At 44.2% G+C, this 10,983-nt stretch carries 10 protein-coding genes; 6 read left to right on the forward strand and 4 right to left on the reverse strand.

Going from position 1 to position 10,983, the window contains the following annotated elements; translation table 11 throughout:
- The first annotated feature begins 112 nt into the window (after positions 1-112).
- The 4 genes from AHMF7616_RS04170 to coaE are packed head-to-tail and all read left to right on the forward strand — an operon-like array spanning position 113 to position 2,570.
- Complete coding sequence (locus tag AHMF7616_RS04170; protein WP_158546095.1) at positions 113-634, forward strand: DUF1573 domain-containing protein; 522 nt, start codon at positions 113-115, stop codon at positions 632-634.
- Positions 635-642: 8 nt separating this feature from the next.
- The gene (gene yajC / locus AHMF7616_RS04175; RefSeq protein WP_115371740.1) at positions 643-951 is read left to right on the forward strand and encodes a preprotein translocase subunit YajC; all 309 of its coding nucleotides are present in this window, start codon (positions 643-645) and stop codon (positions 949-951) included.
- A gap of 1 nt (position 952) precedes the next feature.
- Positions 953-1,951: a YbbR-like domain-containing protein gene (locus tag AHMF7616_RS04180; protein ID WP_115371741.1), complete on the forward strand. Its 999-nt coding sequence runs from the start codon at positions 953-955 to the stop codon at positions 1,949-1,951.
- Between the two features lies 1 nt (position 1,952).
- On the forward strand, positions 1,953-2,570 hold the full coding sequence (gene coaE, locus AHMF7616_RS04185; protein WP_115371742.1) for a dephospho-CoA kinase: 618 nt from the start codon (positions 1,953-1,955) through the stop codon (positions 2,568-2,570).
- Positions 2,571-2,659: 89 nt separating this feature from the next.
- Here coaE and uxuA read toward each other — a convergent pair whose 3' ends face one another.
- Entirely contained in the window at positions 2,660-3,829 is a 1,170-nt protein-coding gene (uxuA, locus tag AHMF7616_RS04190) for a mannonate dehydratase (protein WP_115375457.1), read from the reverse strand.
- 349 nt (positions 3,830-4,178) lie between these two features.
- Between uxuA and AHMF7616_RS04195 the strand changes: the two genes are divergently transcribed.
- Positions 4,179-6,341, forward strand: a complete 2,163-nt coding sequence (locus AHMF7616_RS04195; protein WP_115371743.1) for an alpha-glucuronidase family glycosyl hydrolase — start codon at positions 4,179-4,181, stop codon at positions 6,339-6,341.
- A 70-nt stretch (positions 6,342-6,411) separates the two neighbouring features.
- Positions 6,412-7,536 (forward strand): endo-1,4-beta-xylanase, encoded by a 1,125-nt coding sequence (locus tag AHMF7616_RS04200; RefSeq protein ID WP_115371744.1) that lies wholly within the window; start codon positions 6,412-6,414, stop codon positions 7,534-7,536.
- 43 nt (positions 7,537-7,579) lie between these two features.
- Here AHMF7616_RS04200 and AHMF7616_RS04205 read toward each other — a convergent pair whose 3' ends face one another.
- From AHMF7616_RS04205 to AHMF7616_RS04215, 3 genes are all read right to left on the reverse strand, one after another.
- Positions 7,580-9,913 carry a GAF domain-containing protein gene (locus AHMF7616_RS04205; protein WP_115371745.1) on the reverse strand — a complete coding sequence of 778 codons (2,334 nt, stop codon included), beginning with the start codon at positions 9,911-9,913 and terminating at the stop codon, positions 7,580-7,582.
- Positions 9,914-10,366: 453 nt separating this feature from the next.
- Positions 10,367-10,621 (reverse strand): hypothetical protein, encoded by a 255-nt coding sequence (locus tag AHMF7616_RS04210; protein ID WP_115371746.1) that lies wholly within the window; start codon positions 10,619-10,621, stop codon positions 10,367-10,369.
- 57 nt (positions 10,622-10,678) lie between these two features.
- On the reverse strand, positions 10,679-10,927 hold the full coding sequence (locus tag AHMF7616_RS04215) for an acyl carrier protein (protein WP_115371747.1): 249 nt from the start codon (positions 10,925-10,927) through the stop codon (positions 10,679-10,681).
- Positions 10,928-10,983 lie beyond the last annotated feature (56 nt).

Raw genomic sequence — 10,983 nt, forward strand, 5'->3', positions numbered from 1 at the left:
AAAATCTTTGCTTTTTCCGGGTACATCCATTGTTATTTGTTTGCTTGTACCGGTATAACAAACCCGAAACAAAACTTGAATCAGTTATATTTAATGTATTCTAAAAATGAAAATGAATAAACTATTTGCCGGCTTATTGGCAGTAACTTTACTGGCCACCGGTTGCGATAATTTAAAAAATAAATCTGAAGGCGAAGGTACGGAGACCGCTTCGACTAGTTCTACGCCCGCCGTAAACACAGTAGCTAATCCTAACCTGACGAATGAGCAAGTAATCAGCAATGCGGATGCTCCCATAATGACTTTCGCCGAAATGGAACATGATTTTGGTGATATTAAGCCAGGTGCGGTAGTAAAGCATACCTTTACTTTTAAAAATACCGGCAAATCGCCTTTAATCATTTCTAACGCGTCGGCTACTTGCGGTTGCACTATACCAGAATGGCCGAAAGAACCCGTGGCACCCGGTGCCGAAGGTAAGATTGATGTGCAGTTCGATAGTCATGGCAAATCGGGTCAGGTTTCTAAAACCATTACGATTGAAGCTAATACGCAGCCTTCTACGAACCAGATCGCCATTAAAACGAATATTTTACCAGATATGGCTGCTAACGGACCTTTAAGAGCACAATAATAAACAGCATGCATCAACTACTATTACAAGTAAATACCCCGAGCAATATCTCTAATATTTTGTTTATTGGGGCTATTGTGCTGGTTTTTTATTTTTTTATGATCCGGCCGCAACAGAAAAAAGTATCCGACGCCAAAAAATTTCGGGAATCGCTCACCAAGGGCATGAACGTAGTTACGATTGGCGGCTTACACGGGAAACTCGTGGATATCGGCGAAAATACCGTTTGGGTAGAAGTAGATAAAGGCCTGAAGCTTAAATTTGATAAATCTGCCATTGCGGTAGAATCTACCACTAAAGCGAACGACAAAGCTTAAATTGCCATTAGCGCCAGTCAAAAATATCGTACTGTGGTTTTTAAAACCATTTCACGGCCAGGAACAATACTGGCGGGTAGTGCTGCTATGCTTTATAGCAGCCTCTACCTTTTGGCTGTTAAATGCGCTAAATAAAAATTATACCAACATCCGGGTAACGTATCCTATCCGGTTTGTTTACGACCAACGCGAATACATTCCTCTCCGGCCTTTGCCCGAAGAAATTACCATTAACGTAAGCGGCAAAGGCTGGAAACTCCTACGCAAATACCTGATGTTGGATGTGCAACCCGCCGATATTTCCATGCAGGGACTTATTCAGCAACAAGCCATTTCTACCGCTATCTTTCGGCCCAACGTAGCCAACGCCCTGGATGGTTTGCAACTGAATTTTATTGTGACCGATAGCTTGCGTTTTAAATTTGACAAACAGGTGAAACGGAAAATTCCGTTAATTCTGGATACCCTGCATTTGCCCATTAACGCCAATTATGCACTGGTAAACCCTATTACCATTACTCCCAAAGAAGTAGAATTTGAAGGACCCGCTTCGGTGTTGGATTCTTTGCCTAACCCATTTGTACTTTCTTTGCCCAAAACTACCTTAACGGGTTCCTTCAATAGCTCGGTTCCGATTGACTACCCGTACAAAGCTTTAGTTAAAAGCGATATTGTAGAAGCGGAAATTAAATTTAATGTAAAACTGCTGGCTTGGCAGAACTTGTTATTGGCTCCTACCTTGCAAAATAAACCTAAAACAGACTCGGTAACTTTGTTTCCGCCGGTAATCACCGTCCGGTACGGGTATTTTCCGGAACAAGCAGATGCAATAAACCTGACCCCATTTGTTTTAACCGCCGACCTCGCCGAAATAAACCCCAAAGACTCTACGGTTGCTATAGAACTTTTGCGGAAGCCGGCCCAGGTGCACCGCGTAATTTTGCAGCCTAATAAAGTAAAAGTTTTTACGGCCGTAAAGCTAACGCAACTTAAAAAGTAAAATGCTTAAATTGGGCATAACCGGCGGTATTGGTTCGGGTAAGAGTTTAATTTGTCGTGTGTTTGCTTTGCTGGGTATTCCGGTTTACGACTCGGATGGCCGAGCTAAATGGGTGATGCAGTACCTGCCGGAATTGCAACAAGAACTGCGCACTGCTTTTGGCCCGAACGCTTTTGATGCCAACACGGGTTTGCTAAACCGTGCTTACCTGGCGCAGTTGGTTTTTCAAAATCCGGAGCGGTTAGCAGTACTCAATGGTTTGGTTCACCCGCGCGTAAAACAAGATTTTACGGATTGGGCCGCCGCCCAAACCAATGCTCCTTACCTGATAAAAGAAGCGGCCCTGATGTACGAAACCGAAGCGCATAAACAGGTAGACAAAATGGTACTGGTAACCGCTCCCGAACCGCTGCGCATAACCCGCACGCTCCGCCGCGATTCCCACCGTACGGCCCTAGATGTTCAGGCTATCATGCAAAAGCAACTCACCGACGAAGAAAAAATAAAGCGGGTTGATTTTGTAATCCGCAACGATGAGCAGCAATTAATAATCCCGCAGGTTCTAGCTATTCATCACCAACTAGTAACAGAAGTAATTGAAAGACCCACCAAAATTTAAATTTTTTAATTTTTAGTTTTCCAGGAAGTAATAATGGCAGAGATATAGTTTACAATTCTCTGCCATTAACATTTATTCGTAACAATATATTACTCCCAACCTTCGGAGCGGCAAATACCTAGTTCCAAGCCTCTTAACTCGGCTAAGCCCCGCAAACGGCCAATCGCTGAATATCCCGGATTAGTGGTTTTGGCTAAATCATCCAGCATCTGGTGGCCATGATCCGGCCGGAAGGGAATCGGTTCGGCGGCTTGCTGCTGAATGGTGAGCATTTCTTTCATCACGGCGTACATATCCACGTCGCCGCCTAAATGGTCGGCTTCGAAAAAATTACCGTGCTCGTCTTTGGTTACATTCCGGAGATGCACAAAATGCATACGGCTACCCACTTGTTTTACCATCTCGGGTAAATTATTTTTCGGGTTAGCTCCCAGCGAGCCGGTGCAAAAACAAATGCCATTACTCGGGTTAGGTACTGCCTGCAGAATATAAGCAATATCATCGGCGGTACTCATAATACGGGGCAAGCCCAGAATGTGAAAAGGCGGATCATCAGGGTGAATGGCCAGTTTGATGCCTACTTCTTCGGCCACCGGTGCTATTTCCTGTAAAAAGTATTTTAAATTTTCGCGCAAAACAGAGGCATCTATGTCTTTGTAGCGCGCCAGGTTTTCCCGCATCTGCTCCAAAGTTTGTCTTTTCTCGCCCGGAATGCCAAACATTATAATATAGGTTAACAGCTCAAGTTTCTCGGGCGTATATTCTTTAAATCGTTTTTCCGCTTCCTGTACCACGTAGGCCGGATAATCTTGCTCGGCGTTGGGCCGCTGCAACAAATGAATATCAAACACGGCCAGGTCAAACCAATTAAAATACAAGGCTTTAGAGCCATCCGGCATTATCAGGTTTAAGTCGGTACGGGTCCAGTCGTTTACGGGCATAAAGTTGTAAGTCACAATCTGAATGCCACAGGCGGCCAGGTTGCGAAGCGTTTCTTTATACAAATTAATGTAATGCTGATAATCGCCGGTGCGGGTTTTAATACTTTCGTGTACCGTTACACTTTCTACTACGTCCCAGCTTAAATCAAAAGCCGCTATTTCCTGCTGGCGTTTTTTTATTTCCTCAATGGGCCAAACCGCCCCATGCGGAATGTGGTGCAAAGCGGTTACAATTCCCACGGCACCCGTCTGGCGGATGTCTTGTAGCGTTACCGGATCCGTTGGGCCGAACCAACGCCAGGTTTGTCTCATTTTCATAGCGTAGCGTGTAAAGTTTAACTCCCGAAAGTAGCGGAAAGACAGCATTTACCCAAATCAGGTGAGGAGTAAAAATAGCAATATGTCACCTAGGTGATAATTTTTAGTTAAACAGCTGGTAAAAGTAAACTTTGCTTTTGCCTAAGAGTTAGTAACTTTTAAATACCAGTAATTTTAGAATAATTTAGGTTCTTTTCCAGAAAACTAAACCGTAACATACGGCAAAAAGCTGTACATTTAAGTTTGCTTTCGATTTACCAGGCTCCGGAAAGCTTGAAACAAGCAATTTTTTAAATTTTTACGCGGACTCCAGCATTGCAGCCATAAAGGGAGTAAGAGAGAAATGCTTATGAATTTTAAATTTTTAGCAATTTATTTATTCGTACTTTTTACAACCATCCTCAGCTTACCCGTAATTGCCGACGATGGCTACCGCCTGTGGCAACGCTACGATTTCGTCCAGGATCAAGCAAAACGGCAAGCTTATCTCGCTAATTTAACGGGTCTGGTAATAGAGGGGAACTCGCCTACCTTAACGGTAGCCCGTCAGGAATTAGTAACCGGCTTGGCTGGTTTATTGGGTAAGCCTTTACGCTTAACTAGCCTTAACACCGCTGGCGTTTTAATACTCGGTACACCGCAAAATACCTCTGTGATTAAAAATTTAAATCTTGCTGTCAAGCTAACCGCTTTGGGTCCGGAAGGATTTTTAATTTTATCTGCGCAGGTGCAAGGTAAAAAAGCTACCGTTATTACCGCTAATTCCGATGTGGGGGTATTATACGGTACTTTCCATTTTTTAAAATTACTGCAAACCAACCAGGATATTACGCAACTGAACATAAGCAGTGCGCCTAAAATTCAGCGCCGGATTCTGAATCATTGGGATAACCTGGACCGTACCGTTGAACGGGGTTACGCTGGCTTTTCTATCTGGGACTGGCATAAATTACCCGATTACATCGATCAGCGGTATATAGATTATGCTCGCGCCAACGCGTCTATCGGGATCAACGGTACGGTGCTCACCAATGTAAATGCCAACGCTTTAATTTTAACGCCGCAGTATTTGGTAAAAGTAAAAGCCTTAGCCGATGCTTTTCGGCCTTACGGCTTGAAAGTTTATTTAACGGCTCGTTTTAGTGCGCCCGTGGAAATGGGCGGTCTTAAAACCGCCGACCCGCTGGATGCCCAGGTTAAAACCTGGTGGAAAAATAAAGCCGCTGAAATTTACTCGTATGTGCCGGATTTTGGGGGATTTCTGGTGAAAGCCAATTCCGAAGGGCAGCCTGGGCCCCAGAACTACGGTCGCAGTCACGCCGACGGTGCCAATATGCTCGCCGATGCGGTAGCCGAAAAAGGAGGCATAGTCATGTGGCGGGCCTTTGTGTACGACAATAAAGTACCCGACGACCGGGCCAAACAAGCCTATACCGAGTTTAAACCACTCGATGGTCAATTTCGGAAAAATGTGCTGGTTCAGGTTAAAAATGGCCCTATTGATTTTCAGCCGCGCGAACCGTTTCATCCCTTATTTGGCGCAATGCCCCAGACGCCGTTAATGATGGAATTTCAAATTACCCAGGAATACTTAGGCCAGGCTACCAATTTAGTGTACCAGGCGCCCCTGTATAAAGAAACGCTGGATGCCGATACCCACGTGAAAGGAGCAGGGTCGACGGTGGCGAAAGTGGTAGACGGCAGCTTGCACCAGTATGAACTTACCGGCATGGCCGGGGTTGCAAATATTGGCAACGACCGCAACTGGACCGGCCATTTATTTGGGCAAGCCAATTGGTATTGTTTTGGGCGCTTAGCCTGGGATCATACTTTGTCTTCGGAGAAAATAGCCGACGAATGGTTGCGCATGACTTTCACCAACGAAGCGACTTTTTTAAATCCTATCAATAAAATGATGCGACAATCACGGGAAACTCTGGTAAACTACATGACACCCCTGGGTTTGCACCACATTATGGGCTACAGCCACCATTACGGCCCTGGGCCTTGGATTAAAGATAAACAACGCGCTGACTGGACTTCGGTGTATTACCATAAAGCATCACCGGAGGGCATTGGTTTTGACCGAACAGTTACGGGGAGCAACGCACTGGCCCAATATGCACCGGGAGTGCAACAACAGTTTGGCAAACCCGCAACTTGTCCCGAAGAATTTTTGCTTTGGTTTCATCATGTAAAATGGGATTATAAAGTAAAATCTGGCCGTAGCTTATGGGACGAACTCTGCCAGCGCTATTACCGCGGGGCCGCCGAAGTAGGCCAGATGCGGCAAACCTGGCAAGCTGCCCAAGCCTACGTGGATGCCGAACGGTTTAACCACGTAAAAATGTTATTGCTTATTCAAGAGAAAGAAGCCCGGTGGTGGCGCGATGCCTGTGTACTTTATTTTCAAACTTTTGCGCAACGACCCATCCCGGCAGGCTTAGAAAAACCTAGTCAAACGCTGGATTATTACGTAAAACAAGATCCTAAATTCGTTCCGGGTAATTAAATGCCTTCCAAAAATAAAAAAATTTAAAAAAATAGCTAATTGGCACATTAGCCCTTCATCATTCATTAAAATGAAAAATAACAAACTGTGGATAGCCTTAAGTTTAGGTGCATGTAGTCTGGGGCTGGTGCAAAAATCAGAACTCACATTAAAAGACGCTTTTCAAAAAGATTTTTACGTAGGCGCGGCCCTCAACCAGGCGCAGGTATCGGGAAAGGATGCGCAAGTGCAAGCGCTCATTAAAAAACAGTTCAACACCATTAGTCCCGAAAATAGCTTAAAATGGGGACCAATACACCCGAAACCGGAGGAATATACCTTTAAACCGGCCGATGATTACGTGGCTTTCGGACAGCAGAACAAAATGTTTACTATTGGTCATACGTTGGTGTGGCACCAGCAAACGCCTGACTGGGTTTTTGAAGACGAGGTGGGTAAACCCGTTTCGCGCGAAGTGCTTTTACAACGCATGGAAAAGCACATTGCCACGGTGGTAGGGCGTTATAAAGGCAAGATCAACGGTTGGGACGTGGTAAATGAAGCCATTGCGGACCAGGGTGGCCAGATGCGGCCAACCAAATGGCTATCGATTATCGGGGAAGATTTTGCCGTTAAAGCTTTTGAGTACGCCCACAAAGCCGATCCCAAAGCCGAGCTTTACTACAATGATTACAGCTTATACCAACCGGCCAAGCGCGAGGGCGTCATCCGGTTAGTGAAAGGCCTGCAAGCCAAGGGAATAAAAGTAAATGCAATTGGTATGCAAGGGCATTACGGATTAACCGTTCCGACTATTGAGCAAGTAGAGGCCAGCATTGTGGCTTTTTCTAAACTGGGTGTGAAAGTAAACTTTACCGAGCTGGACATCGATGTATTACCCAATCCGAGCCGCCGGCAAGGGGCCGATATAGCCGAAACTTTTGAAACCGATCAGAAATATAACGTGTACACCACTGGCTTACCCGACTCGGTGCAGCAAAAGTTAACCAAGCGCTACGCCGATTTATTTACTTTATTCCGGAAACACCGCGATAAGATTGGCCGCATTACTTTTTGGGGCGTAACGGATGCCAACTCCTGGCTAAATAACTGGCCCATTAAAGGCCGCACCAGCTACCCGTTGTTATTTGATCGCCAGTACCAACCCAAGCCAGCCTTGCAGGCGGTACTCCAAACGGCCGCTTTAAAAAACTAAATTTAAAAAATAAGAAACGGCGGAGAGCAGCAAATTTTTAAATTTAAGATTCGTAGTTCACGCCTAACCGTAACGCTTTTAAACCCGAAACTCCTTGCAACGAATCTATCTCCAGGTATTCCACTGCGGGTAATAATTTCTTTTGTAGTTGTAACTGCTGAATAGCCGGTAAAAATGCTTCCATTTCGGGGCGCGAAGAATAAACCAGGGCAATAGTATCGGGTTGCGTGAGTCGCTGGTGGGTGTTCTTGATGTGGGCTTTATCTAGGCGTTTTTTAATTACTTCGTAGCGGATGCTGTAAGATCCTTCCACATCAAACCGGTGCTCATCGAGCCGGAATTTAATGTCTACTGGGTGGGCATGCGCCAGAATAAGTTGGGTAGTTTGTAAAGGTAAAGGCAAGTTGGGTAATAATTGGTGCGTCAGCCGGGCCATTTGCGTTATCGAAGTTAGTTGCCAGTTTCGGAATTGCTGTAAATGCTCCGGTTGAAACGGCAGCCAGGGGGCAATAGCGGATCCAATATACAAGCTATACTCTACGCCGTCGGTTCTAAATTTTTCGAAATAATGGGGGTATAAACGTTGAAGCTTTTTAGCTTCCTGGTCTAAATAATGGTTAACGGTTTTATTAATCCGGGATAAGCTTTGGTCGTAGGCCAGAAACGATTGATTATATAAACCAGTGGCATTAGTAGCGGCTGCGTACGTTTCCATTTGGTTAACTACTTTAGGGTAATGCTGTTGCAGATAACGGAAGTAAGGGTTAATTCTTTGTTGCAGAAATTCTGTTACCTGCTCTTCTTCTTCCGGACTTAATTTCTCGAGTAGGCGGCGCTGCCAGTACCAACTCCGGGCCTTTAATTGTTCGGGAGGAGTTTGGAAAGTTGGCAGGTTAGGTAGTTGTAGTAGGTCCACAATAAACCGGAATTGCCGGGTAAGGTCTTGTTGGATGGCTTTATTGCGTTCGGTAGAAGAATCCCGGACATCCACCGCCCCGTAAAAAGGATGCACATTTTTAAAAATTACTTCTGTTGCATCATCTTCCGGCAGATCGGTTTCGTTTTCCTGGCGCAAATAAGCCCAGGCCGCTTCGTTAAACTTCCATTCGAGGGCCGGTTGCAGCAAAGTAAATTTTTGCCGGATAATTTCTTCCATCCTCATCCGGAATTGGTTGCGTTGGTACAACAACAACTCTACCACCAACGGAATCGCTTGCTCTATTTTGCGTAATACTTCTTCGTTTAAAGCGCCTTCTTGCTGGCTGCCGATTTCGAGCATGCCCACTGCCGTATTGGCTACTACCAAGGGGTACAAAATAAAGCTCCGAAAACCTTTCCGGTGCAAGAGCCGCTGTTCCGGCTCACCGGATGCCCATAAATTATTAAAAATCTGCGGCTTGGAATTTCGCGCTATGGATCCCATAATTTGCTGCACCTTCGTATTTGTTTTTTCATCCATAATCTGGTTAGACTGCTTCAGAAAAATGCTGCGCGAAGTATAAGGCGCGTGGTGCACGTAATGGCCGTTTACCTGCAGAAAAGGCATCAAGCCAATTTGCACGGGTTGTCCGCACAAATTGCGTAGAGCTTCTTCAAAACGCTGGTAAATACCGCTTTCTTCTTCCGATTGCAAATGCACGAACACTTCCTTTAGTTCCAGCAGGGTAGCTTGTTCGGTAACATCTTCCATCAGAAAAAAACTAAATCCCTCAAAAGTAAATTGTTCCAGCGGCAAGGCAAGGGGCAATTCTTCTACGGTCCGGATGGCGTTGCTGGCAAAGGCGGTCCAGGAAGCTTGCAAAGGCGGCAATGCCCGTAAAGGCTGCGGTTCCATAAACCGGAAATCAATCCGAACGCGGTAATACTTCGTAAGGCCGTTTATTTTTTTCTTAATAGTGAGCCAAGGCGAAGGAGCTACGCTGGCCAATGTTTGGTAACATTTCTGCAACACTAACTGATATAAAGCCCGCAGCAGATTTTCCCGCATCGTTAGTAAATCCGAGTGAGGCGGCTGACTTTCCGATTGATTTGCCAACTGCTTAAAAGTTTCGGAATAATAAAACAAGGTAAACGGATGGTGGGGTAAACCAATGGCGTAAGGTATTTCTTCGCCCTGTGTGATGAGCGGTAAAACACTGTACTTGATTAAAGTAAAAAGTTCTTCTATAGATTCGGTGTCTACCAATTCCTCAAGTGGCTGGGGCAACGAAGCAAAAGGAGCGAATTTATGAATTAAATAATCATACAAGAAGGTTAATCCAGAATCCGGAGCAATTTGCTTTTGTTTCTGAATATAATGCACAAAAGGGCCAAAAGATAAGCGGAAAGGCAACGCTGCTTCCACTAATCGGGGAACATTTATTTGTAGCGGTTGCATACCACCTGATATATTAAAAGGCTCTTGATTTTAATTCTATAAAGGAAAGAATTTTCCCAGGAAAAATAGAAGTTCCTATCCTGATTTCTTAAAGCCAGGAATTTACTAAATTCTTTACCACCATCCGGCTTTTAGTCAAAGCAAATCGTGTAGGCGAAAGAATAACCGGAATATAGTTACATGGCACCGAAGGGGAGCATGCCTTATTAACGAAAAATAAGAAAAAAAAGGCAATAAAGCGACAAGCTAAAAGAGTGTGGGTTCCAGACTAAGATCTAGATCTACAAATGAAACAATTATTTTAAACTGATTCGCCGGGTATTTAACTAAGTATCGGGACAAAAATAAACGCAAGGATATTTCAAGGTAATGTTTTAGTTATCAATAGTTTATAGGTCGAACAACGAACAACTAATAACGACCAACTACTTAGTACCGCATAAAGGGTAAAAATTATTTCATGTTGGCTTGCATAATTATTTGTACAAAATTTTCGAGTGGCATGCTTAGCGAAACATTATTATCGGTGATATGGCACTGGTATTCGCCTTCCATGGTATTGAGTAGCCAGTTAATTTCCAACACCGATACACCCAGCTTTTTTAATGGTAATTTTTTTAACCGGGATAACTCCTCCGATATCTGCCATTCTTTTAGAATGTGGTTGTAAACTGATTTTTCGTTTAACTGATTTTTTGTATTTCTCACTGTATAAATTTTTAAATTTTTGGTCGGTTTTAATTATCAGAAAATTGGTAAACCCAATTAGCGGGGATCTAAAAGTTGGCGATTAACCTGGATATACTGGGTGATTTGATCGAGGCGGGTATAATTGGTGATTTCTTCGAGATTTAAATTAATTTTAAAAATGCGTTGAATCATGTGGAATAGCTCTGCTACATCGGTTGGTTTATAGTTCAAGTCCAGCACAATATCGGTTTCGGGTAAAATGGTTACACGCGCTACAATACCTTGCGCCAAAATCAATTCTTTTACTTGGTTAAATGTTGTCATGTTTATCAGAGTTTAGTTTAGAAAAGCCAGCTTGTTAATCCATGAGGTAGTTACGC

The sequence above is a fragment of the Adhaeribacter pallidiroseus genome (assembly GCF_003340495.1).
Lineage (GTDB): Bacteria > Bacteroidota > Bacteroidia > Cytophagales > Hymenobacteraceae > Adhaeribacter > Adhaeribacter pallidiroseus.

Coding starts and splice junctions, on each gene's coding strand:
- AHMF7616_RS04170 (WP_158546095.1), top strand. CDS start 113: ATGAATAAACTATTTGCCGGCTTATTGGCAGTAACTTTACTGGCCACC.
- yajC (WP_115371740.1), top strand. CDS start 643: ATGCATCAACTACTATTACAAGTAAATACCCCGAGCAATATCTCTAAT.
- coaE (WP_115371742.1), top strand. CDS start 1,953: ATGCTTAAATTGGGCATAACCGGCGGTATTGGTTCGGGTAAGAGTTTA.
- uxuA (WP_115375457.1), bottom strand. CDS start 3,829: ATGAAAATGAGACAAACCTGGCGTTGGTTCGGCCCAACGGATCCGGTA.
- AHMF7616_RS04195 (WP_115371743.1), top strand. CDS start 4,179: ATGAATTTTAAATTTTTAGCAATTTATTTATTCGTACTTTTTACAACC.
- AHMF7616_RS04200 (WP_115371744.1), top strand. CDS start 6,412: ATGAAAAATAACAAACTGTGGATAGCCTTAAGTTTAGGTGCATGTAGT.
- AHMF7616_RS04205 (WP_115371745.1), bottom strand. CDS start 9,913: ATGCAACCGCTACAAATAAATGTTCCCCGATTAGTGGAAGCAGCGTTG.
- AHMF7616_RS04215 (WP_115371747.1), bottom strand. CDS start 10,927: ATGACAACATTTAACCAAGTAAAAGAATTGATTTTGGCGCAAGGTATT.